Source organism: Hungatella sp. L36 (genome assembly GCF_014288035.1).
The window spans coordinates 314052-330136 of sequence record NZ_JACOPC010000001.1; the positions used below are offsets into that span (position 1 = coordinate 314052).

The 16085-nt window shown below is 45.2% G+C and carries 16 protein-coding genes; 14 read left to right on the forward strand and 2 right to left on the reverse strand.

Features of this window, described 5'->3' with window-relative positions; all coding sequences use genetic code 11:
* Positions 1–14: 14 nt before the first annotated feature.
* From H8S80_RS01300 to H8S80_RS01315, 4 genes are all read left to right on the forward strand, one after another.
* On the forward strand, positions 15–1583 hold the full coding sequence (locus tag H8S80_RS01300) for a sulfatase family protein (protein ID WP_002600689.1): 1569 nt from the start codon (positions 15–17) through the stop codon (positions 1581–1583).
* Complete coding sequence (locus tag H8S80_RS01305) at positions 1552–3168, forward strand: sulfatase family protein (RefSeq protein WP_117633436.1); 1617 nt, start codon at positions 1552–1554, stop codon at positions 3166–3168. The genes H8S80_RS01300 and H8S80_RS01305 overlap by 32 nt, the downstream gene beginning before the upstream one ends.
* Before the next feature lie 128 nt (positions 3169–3296).
* Positions 3297–4154, forward strand: a complete 858-nt coding sequence (locus H8S80_RS01310) for an SAM-dependent methyltransferase (RefSeq protein ID WP_117633435.1) — start codon at positions 3297–3299, stop codon at positions 4152–4154.
* Positions 4151–5020, forward strand: coding sequence for an ATP-grasp domain-containing protein (locus H8S80_RS01315; RefSeq protein WP_117633434.1), 870 nt, complete (start codon positions 4151–4153; stop codon positions 5018–5020). The genes H8S80_RS01310 and H8S80_RS01315 overlap by 4 nt, the downstream gene beginning before the upstream one ends.
* 43 nt (positions 5021–5063) lie before the next feature.
* Here the strand turns inward: H8S80_RS01315 and H8S80_RS01320 are convergent, their stop codons facing one another.
* Complete coding sequence (locus tag H8S80_RS01320; protein ID WP_002600685.1) at positions 5064–5945, reverse strand: helix-turn-helix domain-containing protein; 882 nt, start codon at positions 5943–5945, stop codon at positions 5064–5066.
* Between the two features lie 169 nt (positions 5946–6114).
* Here H8S80_RS01320 and H8S80_RS01325 point away from each other — a divergent pair, with 169 nt between their 5' ends.
* From H8S80_RS01325 to H8S80_RS01340, 4 genes are all read left to right on the forward strand, one after another.
* On the forward strand, positions 6115–6873 hold the full coding sequence (locus tag H8S80_RS01325) for a sugar phosphate isomerase/epimerase family protein (protein WP_117633433.1): 759 nt from the start codon (positions 6115–6117) through the stop codon (positions 6871–6873).
* A gap of 15 nt (positions 6874–6888) precedes the next feature.
* On the forward strand, positions 6889–8061 hold the full coding sequence (locus tag H8S80_RS01330; RefSeq protein WP_117633432.1) for a Gfo/Idh/MocA family protein: 1173 nt from the start codon (positions 6889–6891) through the stop codon (positions 8059–8061).
* A gap of 28 nt (positions 8062–8089) precedes the next feature.
* Positions 8090–9085 (forward strand): Gfo/Idh/MocA family protein, encoded by a 996-nt coding sequence (locus H8S80_RS01335; protein WP_117633431.1) that lies wholly within the window; start codon positions 8090–8092, stop codon positions 9083–9085.
* A 123-nt stretch (positions 9086–9208) separates the two neighbouring features.
* Entirely contained in the window at positions 9209–10054 is an 846-nt protein-coding gene (locus H8S80_RS01340; RefSeq protein ID WP_002600681.1) for a sugar phosphate isomerase/epimerase family protein, read from the forward strand.
* Between the two features lie 112 nt (positions 10055–10166).
* Here the strand turns inward: H8S80_RS01340 and H8S80_RS01345 are convergent, their stop codons facing one another.
* Positions 10167–11591, reverse strand: a complete 1425-nt coding sequence (locus H8S80_RS01345; protein WP_117633430.1) for an N-acetylmuramoyl-L-alanine amidase family protein — start codon at positions 11589–11591, stop codon at positions 10167–10169.
* 537 nt (positions 11592–12128) lie between these two features.
* Here H8S80_RS01345 and H8S80_RS01350 point away from each other — a divergent pair.
* The 6 genes from H8S80_RS01350 to H8S80_RS01375 all read left to right on the forward strand — a co-directional run bounded on the left by H8S80_RS01350 (position 12129) and on the right by H8S80_RS01375 (position 16074).
* On the forward strand, positions 12129–12293 hold the full coding sequence (locus H8S80_RS01350) for a helix-turn-helix domain-containing protein (protein WP_187049033.1): 165 nt from the start codon (positions 12129–12131) through the stop codon (positions 12291–12293).
* 351 nt (positions 12294–12644) lie between these two features.
* A complete protein-coding gene (locus H8S80_RS01355; RefSeq protein WP_042741426.1) occupies positions 12645–13379 on the forward strand; it encodes a hypothetical protein in 735 nt (244 codons plus the stop codon).
* Between the two features lie 35 nt (positions 13380–13414).
* Positions 13415–13723, forward strand: a complete 309-nt coding sequence (locus tag H8S80_RS01360; RefSeq protein ID WP_004614026.1) for a hypothetical protein — start codon at positions 13415–13417, stop codon at positions 13721–13723.
* Positions 13724–14210: 487 nt separating this feature from the next.
* A complete protein-coding gene (locus tag H8S80_RS01365; protein WP_004614025.1) occupies positions 14211–14675 on the forward strand; it encodes a hypothetical protein in 465 nt (154 codons plus the stop codon).
* Complete coding sequence (locus H8S80_RS01370) at positions 14675–15166, forward strand: hypothetical protein (RefSeq protein WP_004614024.1); 492 nt, start codon at positions 14675–14677, stop codon at positions 15164–15166. Before H8S80_RS01365 ends, H8S80_RS01370 begins: the two co-directional genes overlap by 1 nt.
* A 533-nt stretch (positions 15167–15699) precedes the next feature.
* Positions 15700–16074, forward strand: coding sequence for a hypothetical protein (locus tag H8S80_RS01375; RefSeq protein ID WP_054344485.1), 375 nt, complete (start codon positions 15700–15702; stop codon positions 16072–16074).
* The last annotated feature ends 11 nt before the right edge of the window (positions 16075–16085 follow it).

The following is a 16085-nucleotide window of genomic DNA, read 5'->3' on the forward strand; positions in this document are numbered from 1 at the left end:
AAGGAGACCGGGCTATGAATCGGGACAGGACTATGAACCAATCAACACAACCGGATATTCTGATTTATTTAAGCGATCAGCACGACGGCAGAGTCATGGGATGTGCGGGACATCCGGTGGTGGAGACTCCCAATCTGGATGCACTGGCATCTGAGGGAACGATGTTTGAAAATGCCTATACGTCGTGTCCGCTCTGTGTTCCTGCGCGCATGTCTTTTCTGACAGGTCGGCTTCCCGTCCACACCGGCGTTTATACGAACCGCGGTTCGATCCCTTCGGAAATGCCTACGTTTCTTCACCTCCTGGCTCTGGCCGGCTATGAAACCGTTCTGTGCGGGAGAATGCATTTTGAAGGGGAGGACCAGCGCCACGGATTCACGAAGCGGATTGCAGGGGACATCACACCTGTCTCGATAGGGCCAATGGCTCCGTATTGGGAACGAATGGGGCCGATGGCTCCAGTCATGACGGAGGGCGGCTGTATTCACGCCGTCGGAGGGGGGAATTCTCCGGTGCAGGAATACGACCGTTATGTGATAAGGGAAGCGGAAACCTACTTATCCCAGCCTCACAAAAAACCGCAGTGTGTTGTCGTGGGAACGTATGCCCCTCATTTTCCCTATATTGCACCTACAGAGCTGTACGATAAGTACAGAATGCGTACGGATTTGCCGCCAACACTGGATATTATGGCATCTGCGCAGGATGCCGGGCGTCTTCGCGATACAACGCCGGAGCTGGTTAAGGGCGTCCGTGCTGCTTACTGGGGCCTGATAGAATTCGAAGATCACTGCCTGGGACAGGTTAAATCGGCATGGGACACTTATCTCTCCCGGCATGGGAAACGGGGAATCTTCTTTTATCTGTCAGATCATGGCGATCATGCCGGTGACCGGGGATTTTATGGGAAACAGTCTCTGTATGAGGCGGCGGTACGGATCCCTATGATCGTGTCAGGAGACGGGATCTTAGCTGGAAATCGGTTGCGGTCTCCGGTCAGTCTCCTGGACGCAGCACCGACCGTGTGTCAGCTGGCCGGTGCACGGGAGCTTCCGTTTCAGGACGGGGTCAGCCTGATTCCAGAACTGGAAAGAGGGGAAGAACGTGAGGATCGCGCAGTGACTGCCGAATGGATTAATCTCCCTTATGGCAGGGGAACGGATTATGGGCGTATGATTCGTCAGGGAAAGTGGAAACTGATCTCCTATGTCAGCCATCCGGAGGAGGAACTGCTTATCTGCCCGGACAGCGATCCGTGGGAACTTTATAACCGGATAGCAGAGTTCCCGGAGGCTGCTGACGAACTTCGCGAAGCTGCCTTCCATAACGTCTGCGCCGGCAGGATCGTGGAAGAGAAGAATATTCGTGAGGACGGATATCAGATTGTAGCGCAGTTTCAGGGACAAAAATCGTGGGTTTCCAGCGAAACATGGATACCGCCGCGCTCCGTTACGCAGCTTCCAAAGCAGTATCTTTCCACGAATCAGCCCATGCCGGAGAAATTCAGACGGTATTGGGAAATGAAAAATGCAGAAGAAGGAGGAAAGGAACGTGAAAAAGCGGCCGAACATAGTCATCTTTAATCCCGACCAGATGCGTTATGATGCATTGGGCCATATGGGGGTAAATCCTGGTACGGAAACGCCCTTTCTGGATGAAATGATCAGAGAAGACGCTGTGAGCTATCGCTATGCCTTTTGTCAGAATCCGGTGTGCACGCCGAGCAGATGCAGTTTTTTTACCGGATTGTATCCCCATGTACACGGACACAGGACCATGCGTCATATGCTGCACCGCCACGAGAGTTCTCTGCTCAGCGAGTTGAAGGAGGCCGGCTATTACGTCTGGATGAACACCAGAAACGATCTGCTTCCCGGGCAGGATGATGATATCTTTTCCAGGCACGCCACCGAAATCTTTTATGGAGGTAATGTTCCTCCCGCACCAGGGCCGGTAAACCCGGGACTTCGGGGAAAACCGGGAAGTAAGTATTTTTATTCCCATTATAAGGGGGAACTGGCGACCGATGAGCGTGGGCTTAACTATACCCCTGATGACGAGGCGGTAGATGCGGCCATCGACCGTTTGAAATCACCGGCAGATGACCGGCCGTTCTGCATATTTCTGGGACTTATCTATCCCCATCCGCCCTACCGGGTGGAGGAACCCTATTATTCACGGATCGACAGAGAGAAGGTTATGCCAAGAATTGCAGAGGCGGTTCCCGGGGATAAAAAGCCGTTATTTCACAGGAGAATCCGTGAGGAACTGGGAATGCAGGATTTTACGGAAGAAGACTATAAGGAACTGCGAGGCGTATATTACGGCATGTGCAGTAAGATAGATGCACAGTTTAAGCGGCTGTGTGATGGTCTGAAGGAGGCGGGAATCTATGAGGACACGGCCATCTTTTTCCTGAGTGACCACGGGGATTACACAGGAGATTACGGGATCGTGGAAAAGGCTCAGAATATGATGGAAGACTGTCTCGTCAGGGTGCCGTTGTTAATCAAGCCTCCAAAGGACTTCGGCGTGGATGCAGGAATCAGTGACCAGATGGTGGAATTGGTGGATTTCTACCGGACCGCCATGGCGTTTGCCGATGTAGCTCCGGATCACAGCCAGTTCGGAAGAAAGCTTCAGAGTAATCTGGCGGACCGCAGCGTGAAGGTCCGGGACTACGTGTGCAGCGAGGGAGGCAGAAATGAGGACGAGATACACTGTGACGAATTTCATGATGATAAAAATCTGCCGACCGTGATGGGGGAATACTATCCAAGGCAAAAGCTGCAGACGGATTCTGTCATTCATGGAAAAGCCGCGATGATACGGAATGAGCAGTATAAATATATACGCCGTATTTACGAGGATGACGAATTCTATGATCTACGGCTGGATCCGCAGGAGAGGATGAACCGGATTCATGTGAAGGAGTATGCAGAAATAATCATGGAAATGAAAGAACTGATGCTGGACTGGTACCAGAAGACCTGCGATGTGGTTCCATTCGAAAAGGACGACCGCCATTCCAAAGAAATGATCAGGCAGGCGGTTAAGAATATCTGTCCGCCGGAGTATAAGGCGGAAGTGGAGCGGATGATAGAGAACCGGGAAGGGACCCTGTTCGAGATCAGAAAATACTGTGAAGAGGCGGCCAGAAGAACCTGATCAGTCACTAAAACAGCAGCGAAAGAATGGTTCTGCCTTCAACATAGGGTTGCTATCTCCATAGGAAAAAAGGTATACTGAAAGAATACCCGTCATAACAGTAAATGACAATTTACACGGAGGTCCCTATGTACAGCAAATTCATCAACTATTTAAAGGAAAAACCATCTCTCTATGCGCCCAGCTCCGCTCCGTTCTGGGATGACGAACATATTTCGGAGTATATGCTGAAGGCGCATCTCGATCCGGAGATCGACGCGGCTTCCAGGCGCCATGATTTTATAGAACAGTCTGCGAAATGGATCGCACAGTACTGTGAGGCCAGGCCGGGCATGAAGCTGCTGGACTTAGGCTGCGGCCCTGGTCTCTATGCAGAGCGATTCTGCAAAGAGGGCTTCCGGGTCACAGGGCTGGACTATTCCAGGCGTTCCATCGAGTATGCCAGGGAACACGCGGAGGCGGAGACGCTTCCGATCGGATATCATTATAAAAATTATCTGGAAATGGATTACCGGGAGGAATTCGATGCAGCCGTTCTGATATACTGTGATTATGGCGTGCTTCCGCCGGAAAACAGGAAAGTACTTTTAAAGAACGTGTATGGAGCCCTGAAGAAAGACGGAATTTTCATTCTGGATGGGGATTCAGAGAAGTACAGGGAAAAACTGAGGGAAATGGAATCCGTAGAGTATCTGGAGCAGGGATTCTGGTCCGGAACCCCCCATGTCTGTATCCAGCGGAATTATCAGTATCCGGAGACGAATAACTATGTTGAACAGTATGTGATCGTAACGGAAGACGCGTGTCAGTGCTATAATAACTGGAATCAGATCTATACCGTGGAGTCCATGGAGAAAGAGCTGCGGGATGCTGGCTTTGAAGATATTGTATTTTTTGATGATGCAGCAGGCAGGCCATACACGGGAAATGCGGATACCATCTGTGCGGTGTCTGTGAAGCGGAGGGAGGGAACCATACAACCATGAAAATAACCATACTCTACCCGGCCGACTACTTTGACATCAAAAAAGTGGATACGGATTACCGCCAGGAGTACGAGGAGGCGGTAAAATTTCCTGAATTTCAGGCCGTGCTGTACAATTACGATAATTTTGTGGCGGGAGAACCTTTCAGGCTGTATCCGGCGGAGGCGGCAGGTGACGACGAGCGATGCATCTATCGGGGCTGGATGCTGCAGCCGGAAGTGTATGCAAGGCTGTTTGAGGCGCTGAAGGAGCGGAAGCTGACCCTGATCAATACGCCGGCGGAATACGAGAACTGCCATGAATTCCCGCTGGCTTATCCTGCGATTGCGGATTATACTCCAGGAATCAGAGTATATCCGGAAGGGGAGGCGATCGACTGGAGAGAAGTTAAACACGCATTTCCCCGTTTTATGATGAAAGACTACGTGAAATCGGTGAAGGGGACGGATTTCCCCGCCTGTTTTGACTCATCGTACGATGACAGGCAGTTGGATGAATATGCCCGGAGGTTTCAGGCAATGCGCGGGGATTTATATGTGAGAGGCATTGTGTTAAAGGAATATGTGGAACTGAAGAGACGGGACAGTATGACCAATGAATACAGGGCGTTTTATTTAAACGGGGAACTCCTGACGCTCAGCCCGAATTCCAATCAGAAAGAGGGATGGCCCGTTGTTCCCATAGAACTGGTGAACGCGATTCCGGTGCTGGACAGCCATTTTTATACGGTCGATTTCGCGGAGCTTGAAAACGGTTCCTGGACGGTGATTGAAACGGGAGACGGGCAGGTGTCCGGGCTTTCGCCGAATCAGTATGTGTTTAAGTTTTACGATGAAATCAGATGGAGGCTGTGCGGGAACGAATAGAAGCAGTGTGGGAATGAAGAGAAAAGAAAGTGCACAGGACCGGTTAAATATCGGTTCCCTGCACTTTTTTCACTGTTTCATGGGGATTCGGGGACGTTTTTCCGGTCCTGTCCGCTCCGGGGCGGCATCCCATCACCTTTTTATAGGCGCGGTAAAAGGTTGAATAGTCTCCAAAGCCCGTCTCATTGGCCGCGTCAGCCGCCGTGAAGCCGTTGAGCATGAGCTGTCTGGCCATGACGATGCGCTTGTAGATTAAGTAATCCATGACTGTGGTGCCGGTGGCCTTTTTAAATGCGCGGTTCATATAGTATTTGCTGATGAAAAAGCGGCCGGACAGTTCGTCGAGTGTGACGGGCTCGGTTAAGTGCTCATTTAAATAGCGGATGATATCCGTTATGGTGCCGGAGGCGCTGCTGTCAGGCGTAGAGGGCCGCAGGGTCTGGCACATCAGGGAAATCTCAGCCAGGAGCGCTTCTAAGAACATGGCATAATAGGCGCCGCTTAAGGCAGCAGGCTGTTTCTGGGACCAGATTAAGTGTTCAAAATAGGCGTGAAGGCCATATTCTTCCGTCTGTTCGTAGAACACTTCTCCTGGTCCGCTTTTTTTATTTCCCGGAAATGAGGACAGCAGAAGGACACGCCGCTCTGCAATGACCGATTCCGGCGAAAAATGGACCGAACAGCGGACGTAATCCGTCGTGGAATTCACCCTCACTCCGTGAAAAACGTAGGGGGACAGCAGAATCAGGCTGTGGGGAGTCAGATGGTACTCCCGGCCTTCCACCATATAATCGGCATCTCCCTTTAGAAAATAGTAGATCTCATAGCAGGAGTGGTAATGGACTTCAAAGGTATCGCTTTTCATATGACTGGTGGTAAAATTTACTTTTCCCGACACGGGGGCCGGGGCGGATTCGTAGATCATGAAGCAGTTCCTCCCAAATGTGCGCATAAGCAAAATCGATGCTGGCTGCTTCTATTGTATATCAGGGAGGGCTATATTTGCAAACTTTATTTCATCATTACCAATCCATTTTTTGCGGGAAGAGCGCTATGATAGAGGCAGCAGAAATGAATGCAGGAGGTAATGATTTATGAAGACAGGAGCACAGCTTTATACAGTCAGGCTGTTTACACAGACGGTGCCGGATTTTCGGGAGACCATGAGACGGGTTGCGGAGATCGGATATGAGACGGTACAGATGTCGGCCACAGGCAGCGAGATCACCCCACAGATTGCCAGGGAAATTGCCGACGAGATGGGACTGAAGATCGTGCTGACCCACAGCGATATAAACAGGATACGGAAGGATACGGAGCAGCTGATCCGCGACCATGAGGTGATGGGATGCAAGTATATCGGTATCGGATCGATGCCGGAGAAATACCGGAACCCGGACTGGATCAGGCGTTTTGCAGTCGATTTTAAGGAACCTGCCCGTATGATTAAGGAGGCGGGAATGCGTCTCATGTACCACAATCATGCGTTTGAGTTTGAGAAGACAGGGGGAACGTATCTGATGGATTATCTGCTGGACGCATTTGCCCCTGATGAGCTTGGAATTACGCTGGATACGTACTGGGTACAGACGGCGGGCGGTGATGTGTGCCAGTGGATCGAGCGTCTGGCCGACCGGATTCCCTGCGTTCACTTAAAGGACAGAGGCATCGTGAACGGGCAGGAGGTCATGGCTCCGGTGATGGAAGGAAACATGAATTTCCCCGCTATTTTAGAGGCACTTAAGAAGACTGACTGCGAATACGCATTGGTGGAACAGGATACGTGTCTGGAGAATCCATTTGTCTGCCTGGAAAAGAGCTGGCGGAATCTTGCGGAATTGGGATACAGGTAGAAGGAGGAGAGGATCATGAATAAAGTAAGGCTGGGAATTATCGGGATTGGTAACATGGGAAGCGGCCATGTGGAGAGTATTTTAGATGGGAAAGTGCCGGAGATAGAGCTGGCGGCGGTTGCTGACCTGCGGGAATCGAGACGTCAATGGGCAGAGGAGACTCTTCCGGAGAACGTGAAGATTTTTGAAACGGCGGAGGAGCTGTTGGATTATCCGGACATGGACGCCGTTCTGGTGGCGATTCCACACTATGACCATCCGAAGTATGTGATGGAGGCTTTAAAACGGGGATTTCATGCCATGTGTGAAAAACCGGCGGGCGTTTATACGAAGCAGGTACGGGAGATGAACGAGGAAGCAGCAAAGCACGATCTGGTATTTGGAATGATGTTCAATCAGAGGACGAACCACATCTACCGGAAGATGCATGAGCTGGTGAACGGCGGCCAGTACGGGGCCATCAAGCGTGTCAACTGGATCATCACAGACTGGTACAGAACCCAGGCGTACTACAATTCCGGCGGATGGCGCGCTACCTGGGACGGCGAGGGCGGCGGTGTCCTTTTAAACCAGTGTCCTCACAATCTGGATTTGATTCAGTGGATCTGCGGCATGCCGAAGTCGGTTCAGGCCTTCTGCCACGAGGGCAAATGGCATGATATTGAGGTGGAAGACGATGTGACGGCGTATCTGGAGTATCCGAACGGTGCAACCGGCGTATTTGTGACGACAACGGGAGATGCGCCCGGAACCAACCGGTTTGAGGTGGATTTAGAAAAGGCAAAGATCGTCTGCGAAAATGAGGAGATTAAGGTTTACGAGCTGGATGTCAATGAGAGAGAATACTGCTATACCGCCACGGAAGGCTTTAAGAAGCCTGAGGGAAGATGGATCGACGTGGAGACAGACGGAGAAAATCTTCAGCATGTGGGAGTCCTGAGGGCATTTGCAGGAGCCATTTTAAGAGGAGAACCGCTGATCGCGGGCGGAGAGGAAGGAATTAACGGATTAACACTCTCCAATGCCATGCATTTATCCAGCTGGCTGAAACGCCCGGTGGAGATTCCCTTCGACGAAGAGCTGTTCCTGGAGGAACTGAATAAGAAGAGAGCCGCTTCCCGGAAAAAGGAACATGTGAACGAGATAACCTTCAACACAAAGGGGTCCTATGGGAGTGGAAAGGCTTAGAAGAGAGAAGATAAAGAGGGAAGCATAAATGAAGAGTGCGATCATCGGATGCGGCAGCATTGCCGCAGTACACGCGAAATCGATCATGAAAATGGAAGGCTGCAAACTGGCTGCCGTGGCAGATGTAATTCCGGAACGCGCGGAGTCTATGGCCCGGGAGTACGGTGCAGTTCCCTATACCGACTGGAAACAGATGCTGGAGAAGGAGGAGATCGACGTCCTCCATATCTGTACGCCTCATTATCTTCACACGCCCATGGCAGCGGAGGCGTTAAGGCGGGGAATTCATACATTTATGGAGAAGCCCCCGGTCATCAGCCAGGAGCAGTGGGAGACGCTTCAGCGTGCGGAAAAAGAGGCGAACAATGGGGCAGCCCTGGGCGTCTGCTTTCAGAACCGGTTTAATCCCAGCGTTGCGGCGGTGAAGGAACGGCTTGAGAACGGTGAGTTCGGCAGGATCCTGGGAGCCAGGGGCCTGGTCACCTGGTGCAGAAAGGAACGCTATTATACGGAGAGCGGCTGGCGCGGAACGGTTGAAAAGGAAGGCGGCGGCGCTCTGATCAATCAGTCCATCCATACGCTTGACCTGATCCAGTATCTGATCGGAAAGACGCCTCTGACCATGGAAGCATCCACCTCCAATCACCATTTAAAGGGCATTATTGAGGTGGAGGACACGATGGAGGCCTACATCTCTTACGGGGAAGAAAAGGCATGCTTCTATGCTACTACTGGCTATGTGGCGGATGTTCCTCCCATGATCGAACTGGAATGCGAGAAGGCCAGGGTCCGGATCGAGGAGTTGAAAGTCACCATTGCGGGCAGCGATGGGGAGACGAAAACGATCGATTACTCGGGCCGGGAACATTTAGGCAAGAGCTACTGGGGGGCTGGACATATGGACTGTATTCACAGCTTTTATGAGAGCGTGGAGCAGGGAAAACCATTTTCCGTTGGTCTGGAACAGATTAAGGACACCGTCTGGCTCATGCTGAAGGCTTATGAGACGGCGGGGAATGTGTAAGATGGCAGGGAACTGTGAGATGGCAGGGGAACTGTAAGATGGCAGGAAACTGCGAGGCAGCAGGGGAACTTGAGATGGCAGGGGAACTGCAAGGCAGCAGGAAAAACGAAGAGGAGAGTAAAAATGTTAAGTGACTGCAGAATTTCTGGATTTGCAGATGAAATCAATAAGGATTTTGATATACAGTTAAGTGTTTTAAAGGAACTGGGACAGGAGTATGTAGAACTTCGAAGCGCCGATGGAACCGGCGTGGCAGACTTAAGCCTTGAGATGGCTTCCGAACTGGGAGAGAGGATGAAAGCGGCTGGTATCCGTGTTTCTTCTGTGGGATCACCGATCGGAAAGATTAAGATTACCGATGACTTTGAACCGCATTTCGAGACATACCGGCATGTTGTGGAATTGGCAAAGCTGTGGGGAGTACGGTATATCCGCATGTTCAGCTTTTACATACCGGAAGGGGAAGATCCTGCGCAGTATAAGGAAGAGGTATTTTCCAGAATGAAGCGTATGGTGGACTATGCTGTGGAACAGGATGTCGTCCTTCTCCATGAAAATGAAAAGGAGATTTACGGCGATATTGCCAGCCGGTGCCTGGAGCTGATGGAGGCGTTTTACGGAGATCATTTTAAAGGTGTCTTTGACTTTGCAAATTTTGTCCAGTGCGGCCAGGATACGCTGGAGGCATATGAGATGCTGAAACCTTATATCTTCTATATACATATTAAGGATGCCCTTCAGGAAGACGGCGAGGTCGTGCTTCCGGGGGATGGTGACGGCAATGTGAAGGAGATTCTGTCCATGCTGGATTCTTCAGGCTATAAAGGATTTTTAAGTCTGGAACCGCATCTCGTGTCATTCGACGGCCTGGATAAACTGGAGCAGGGAGCCAGGGAGCGCAGGGAGCAGGATGGCGTGTCAGCTTATAAGAAGGCACATGGCAGGCTGATCGAACTGCTGGGCCGATGAGAACAGCTCTTTAGATATAAGCAGGAGTACAGAGGGCGCCGCAAAATCATGATTTTGCGGCGCCCTTTTGACTATATAATTTTATAGAACCGGAAGAGTATTAATCCGGATTTTATGGAATCCAGACGCCATCTTCATTAACATGGTAGCCGTCAGGTGTGGTGATGTCCTTTAGCATAGCGCCCTGATTGCCCTCTTTGTCTGTACAGAAATAATACCAGGTTCCATTCAGTTGCTGCCAACCGGTCATCATCTCGCCAGTTATGGGGTTTAAGTAGAAGACCTGATCGCCTATGGCAGTAAGACCAGTTATCATATAGGTATCCTTACCTATATAGTACCATTTGCCGCTGAGATAGGCCCAGGCCTCCGTCAGATAGGAGCCGTCTGGTTTCTTAAGTCTCCATTTGCCGCCATCCTCCTCCCAGGTACCGGATACAGTATAATGCCTGGCCACTGCGTCTAAGTACTGCTGCGCCTGGCTTACTGAACGGCTTCCTGAGGAAGAACTGCTTCCCGAGGAAGAACCGTTTCCTGAGGAAGAGCTGCCTCCCGAACTGCTGGAATGGTAAGGGGTGGCTTTGATCGTAAGAGTCAGGAGCCTGGTCATCCCTTCGATCTCCCCTTCATCGGTATCGAGAGTAATAAGAAACTTAAATCTGAATTTGCCGTCAGTGCCTGTTTTTTTGGAACTTGTACCTGCCACTGCCGGCGTACAGTTGCTCGGGCTGGCTTTGATATAGATACTGTCGCTGCCGGGTATCTGATCCAGATATTCCTGGGCGTAGCTCTGTACATAATCGATGCATTCGTCCTCACTGTTGGCATCTTCCTGATCGACATTGTACGTCAGGCTTTCCAGCGCCTGCCTGACTGTCGCGACACTGGGAGTTGCAAATTCCATAAGTTTTCCTTCGCTGTCAAATGAATACTTAACGCCGCCGATAGTCACTCCATTTTTGTTTTTATAGGCCCTGAAGTCTTCTCCAAAATAATAACAGTCACTGCCAATCGTTAACCAGCCTTTCCAGGCAGTATAATCTTCTCCGAAATAATAGGTATCGCTGTCAATCTGCAGCAGTCCCTGGAAAGCTTTCGCGTCTTCTCCGAAAAAGTAGAGTTTTTGATTAATCGTTTTAAGGCCTTTGACAGCCTTCATGTCACTTCCGAAAAAGTACCAGTTGCCGCTGCCAATTTCTATCCATTGCTTCGACACCAACGCGCCCGCTATACGCTTGTCATTTGAATCATCAGGGTCCGGCGCCTCGCTGGCATAATAGAGATCGTCACCATCTTCGATCAGCTCTCCTGTGACCATCACACCATCTTCATTGAGATAGAACCATGAATTACCTGATTTCTTAAATTCATCGCAAACCATAACCCCGTCCTTGTCATAAAAATGCCAAAGGCCCTCCTCCTGCTGCCATCCTGTTTTGCCTGCCATGGCAATCATACTCCACGCCAGGCTCATCATTAAAACAAGTGTGACAAGCAATCGCCTGTGAGTTGTCTTTTTTTCTTCTTTTTTCTCCATATCCGATACCTCCTTGTCATCTTATAAATCATTTATATATGCTTTGGATATAACGGCTTAAGCAGATAATGATAATTATGAGTACAAAAAAACAGGTGTGGCTGCAGCTGTTTATCAAAAATATAGGGAAAAGGAGGCGTAGGGTACAAACTCCAGAAGTATAATATAAAAAAATAGTAAAATAACATATAGATAATATATAGAATATTCTCATAATTATCATTATAAGAACTATATAGTATCCAAAACATACCAAAATTATACATCATTAACTGACTAAAGACAAGAGAAAAAGATATGACCGGCAGTTAGCCGGTGTTTATAGTTACAGTTCAAACGCCCATAGTTTAGCTGACACATACGCAAAAGAGTGATATACTGGTTTCAGGAACTCAACCAGTGGTTGTTTTTTGTGATTTGCGTGATTAACAACCGCTGGTTGCTTGATTTTTGAGGTGGAATGAGGATATCTTAAAAATGTACAGCGCAACAAACCGCGGTGAAAAACAGACGCTGAGACGGAAGGAGAACAGAAGGATGCAGGATAGAAAAGAATTTGTTCCGGGAACTATGGGCGATAGAATCGCATACTTAAGAAAACGGAAAAAACTGACCCAGGCTCAGCTTGCGGAACAGTTGGGAATATCGGCGCAGGCCGTGAGTAAATGGGAGTCAGGAGTTTCCCAAACAAAAGGATATTAAGAAATAACCTGTGTTTTCCTGCTTGCGAATAAAAGAATAGTGTGATTAAGTTAGAAATACTGCATAAATGTGCTGGTATCTCTTTTTCGTTGCCTTGAAACAGCAGACTATTTCATTTCTGCTTGATTACTCTAAACTTATCAGGCTGTGGTTTGTCAAGGGCTTGTTGCGTAAGCAATGCTTTGGCACCCTTTACAAATTATGGACGGTAAAGTAGCTTTTCAAAAGCAGAAAAAAGTAGTCTTAAGATTTTGAAATATTGTAGCGGGTAGTGGAAAATGGTATAATGTGAATACAGAGAAACATATAAATTTGTATTTAACAATCAATAAATTGAGAGGGCTTAATCTTATGACTAAACAAAAGAAGGTAATTTGGATAATATTGGGAATAATTATTTTTGTGTTTAGTGTTTTTCTAGGGCTTGGATATTTAGGTCAAATAACAGGTGGAAATAGTTTAATACAAAGAACAGAAATGAACGATAAATATGTTCCGGAAGAAATAACAAAATATTATCCAATAGAAGATTTAAACTCAAAAGAAAGTTTACTTTCTGATAAAAATTATGCAAACTCAATACAGGATGCTCTGTTAAGTGCCTCTATTGAGTTTGAACAAGGCGAAGAATATAAAACACATATTGATAAGATTATAAAGGAGTTTGAAAACGAAAACTATAAAAGTGTTTTGTATATATCAGAAAAAAACGATATAGAGTCAAGTTTGACATTTTCAAAATTCAAAATTAAGGAAGTAGATGGTAAAAAGAGATATGCTCATATTACAAGTGTACATGAGGTTATAAAGAAAGACCGCCCGTATGACAAAGATACGATGTCGTTACTAAAATCACAGTTAGCATTAAGTGATAGATTGCAAGACTTAAATATCAGTCCAGACAATAGTCGCTTTTTATATGGATTTGTACATGATGAAGATATTTACAATACAAAAATAGAAAATAAAAAACCCGATGAAATTATTTATTTTGAACTTTGTGAAAAGCCTTTCTATTTTTGGTATTATGAAAATTTTCAAAGTGATAAATCTGGAAAATCTTTAAGTATAGAAATTGAAAGATAATAATAGAACAATTCCAGGTTGTAGAGGTGATTAGAATGAAGAAACTATATTGCATGAACTGTGGTACTGAAATAAAAGGAGGAATACCTAACGAATGTTCTTGTGGAGCTGAATTTGATTTAGCAGATACAAAAAACATAAAAAGAATAATTACAAGCATTATATTCTTTGTAATATTAATGTCTCCACTGCTTATTCTTATTCACTTTGGCAGACAATATTTACAAGCGTCAATTATTTTATATGCTTTGCTCCTGATTCTAGGTATTTTTTGGTGTCGTATCGTACAAACTATTTTAGTTCGTCTTGGGTTAGTAACTATGACGAACATTGAAATTAAATAACAACAATAACATCTTCACAACTCTACTGAGCAGGAAATCTGAAAAGGTCTCCTGCTTTTTTATACCAAAAAGATTAAAAATCCTATTATCCGCATAAACGCAGGAACTTTAAGCAATATGAATGAAAATACAAAAGAAATTTACCACTAATTTACTACGATTGAAAGAACCTTGATACGACAAAGAAAATAGCATAAAGAAAAGCAAAATGGCATTTCATACAAAATATGAGATGTTTTTTTGTTGCTGTAACACAGCACAATTTGTTCTTTTTTCTGCTTGACTATCTTTCATTTTTTAGAGCATGAATTGTCAAGAGCTTGTTGCGTAAGCAATGCTTGCACTCTTGATAAGGCATGGGATAAAAAATATTTTGACAGATAGCAGAAAAGTAATGACATGTGAGTTCTATAAATGATATAATAAATTATCAGATAAAAAATCAATCGGTTAACAATTTGCAAAGAAATTTCTAGGAGAAAAGAGTATGGGGAGAATAATTATGGTTTTATATATGGAAGCTTTATTGTTATCTGTTCTTACAATATGGTTTTTATATCACATAATAAAAAAGAAAAAAATCTTTCGTTGGGAAAATGCTCCATTGGACATGAGAGATTTTGTAAAGAGAAATGAAAAAAGGATGAATATGATTTCAAATGGTATTATAGGTATCATTTTGATTCCTGCGTTTTTGCGGGTAGTTCTTCCTGCTGTACAGGATTTTCCAAACATAAATTCTGGCAATTATCTTGAAGTAGAGGGAACAGTAACATCTTGGAATTATAGTGATGAAGATAAAAACAAAACAAGAGCTATTGGAATTATGGATAATAAAACTAAAAAAGAAATATTTGTAACTGTTTATAGTAAAGGAATACAAAAGGGGGAATATCTGAGAGTTAGATATTTACCTAATAGTAGATATGGAGAGATTAAGGAGAATAAGTGATGAAAATAATAGGATTATTTTTTATGACATTAGTATTTGGAATAATATCTATGATAACAAGCAAAAAGTATAAATTGCAAGGGGATTTAAAAGAATTATGCTTTCCACCTGTATTTTCTAAAATTTTATATGGGTGTTTCATTATTTCTATGATATGTTCAGTGGTTATTATATATTTATGGCAAGATACTGGTATTACTATTTTGTTTTTGGTTATGGGGATTATTAGTGCTTTTACTGCATGGGCAATCAGTAAATATAAAATAATTATAGAAGAACAGGAATTGATTGTTATTTACCCTATGAAGAAAAGAAAGATTTCAATTACAAAAATAGAATATATTGAAATCAGTACAAGCGGTAGTATAAAAATCATAGTGCAGAACGAGAAAAAAATAAATTTAGATGCAATGCTAATAGGGACTGAGTCTTTTATAGAATACATGAAGAAAAATGGAGTACCTATACAAGAAAATAAAGGAAATGATTAAACAGACGGAGTGATCCAGACACGGTGGCAGGAAAATCTCTCAGATTTTTCTGCCATGTCTTGCAAGTGGCTGGTTCACTTCGTCTGTGAGCGAGCCTGTGGCGAGCGAAGATTAAGCCCCCGTTATCTAACAAGGGGGGCACAAAAAACAAGAGTCAATATACATTAACAAGCGGAAAACGCTGTATTTACAAGGCGAAACCGCATTTTACATGGTGTGATATAAATTATGCCATTATCACTTGGAAAAATTGAATAAGACATAGGACAGACCGTTGATTTCAAACAAGAAGTTAATTGTCTTTTTCTTTTGCAGAAATGTAAGTATTGGCAATTATCAATATACAGTAGTAGTTGCCTTAATTGTTGTAGCTCAGTATTCAACGCTGATGGTGTGAAAGATTTACGGTTGGAGATATTCAATAAGATTATTGGTGCTTAATTATTTTTATTGTGGTGCTGATATGAGAATGTTATAATGTGGATATGAAAAAATAAAAAATTTGAAGTTGTTATAAGAGAGGATAAACTTAAATGTTGATTTTAGGAATTATTATCATTATTGTCAGTTTATACTTGTTGTATCTAAAATATAGAGTTGTTTTTACTGGCGAAAAATGTAAAGGAAAAATAATAGGTATTGTAGACCAAAACGCTGGGTATGTAGTTGGTGGAATTTCTGTAAAAAAGCACGCTTATATTATAAAAATTAAGAATAAAAAGTATTATACGGCACACGGTTGTATCCTTTTATCACTGGGAAAAAGAAAAATTGGAAAAGAAATATTTGTATTTAAAAATGAAAAGTATGGAAAAGAAGTTTTTAAGTGTTTTGATTTTCGTATAGAAATTGTAGCTTTTTTGACATTTTTATCAGGTGTGTTTCTGATTTATGAGAGCTTGCAATAAAGGTAAACAAC

Bases quoted from the DNA above. Each gene is read 5' to 3' on its own strand.
- H8S80_RS01360 (WP_004614026.1), top strand. From the start codon at position 13,415: ATGAAGAAACTATATTGCATGAACTGTGGTACTGAAATAAAAGGAGGA.
- H8S80_RS01355 (WP_042741426.1), top strand. From the start codon at position 12,645: ATGACTAAACAAAAGAAGGTAATTTGGATAATATTGGGAATAATTATT.
- H8S80_RS01340 (WP_002600681.1), top strand. From the start codon at position 9,209: ATGTTAAGTGACTGCAGAATTTCTGGATTTGCAGATGAAATCAATAAG.
- H8S80_RS01335 (WP_117633431.1), top strand. From the start codon at position 8,090: ATGAAGAGTGCGATCATCGGATGCGGCAGCATTGCCGCAGTACACGCG.
- H8S80_RS01330 (WP_117633432.1), top strand. From the start codon at position 6,889: ATGAATAAAGTAAGGCTGGGAATTATCGGGATTGGTAACATGGGAAGC.
- H8S80_RS01365 (WP_004614025.1), top strand. From the start codon at position 14,211: ATGGGGAGAATAATTATGGTTTTATATATGGAAGCTTTATTGTTATCT.
- H8S80_RS01300 (WP_002600689.1), top strand. From the start codon at position 15: ATGAATCGGGACAGGACTATGAACCAATCAACACAACCGGATATTCTG.
- H8S80_RS01325 (WP_117633433.1), top strand. From the start codon at position 6,115: ATGAAGACAGGAGCACAGCTTTATACAGTCAGGCTGTTTACACAGACG.
- H8S80_RS01310 (WP_117633435.1), top strand. From the start codon at position 3,297: ATGTACAGCAAATTCATCAACTATTTAAAGGAAAAACCATCTCTCTAT.
- H8S80_RS01315 (WP_117633434.1), top strand. From the start codon at position 4,151: ATGAAAATAACCATACTCTACCCGGCCGACTACTTTGACATCAAAAAA.
- H8S80_RS01350 (WP_187049033.1), top strand. From the start codon at position 12,129: ATGCAGGATAGAAAAGAATTTGTTCCGGGAACTATGGGCGATAGAATC.
- H8S80_RS01345 (WP_117633430.1), bottom strand. From the start codon at position 11,591: ATGGAGAAAAAAGAAGAAAAAAAGACAACTCACAGGCGATTGCTTGTC.
- H8S80_RS01320 (WP_002600685.1), bottom strand. From the start codon at position 5,945: ATGATCTACGAATCCGCCCCGGCCCCCGTGTCGGGAAAAGTAAATTTT.
- H8S80_RS01370 (WP_004614024.1), top strand. From the start codon at position 14,675: ATGAAAATAATAGGATTATTTTTTATGACATTAGTATTTGGAATAATA.
- H8S80_RS01375 (WP_054344485.1), top strand. From the start codon at position 15,700: ATGTTGATTTTAGGAATTATTATCATTATTGTCAGTTTATACTTGTTG.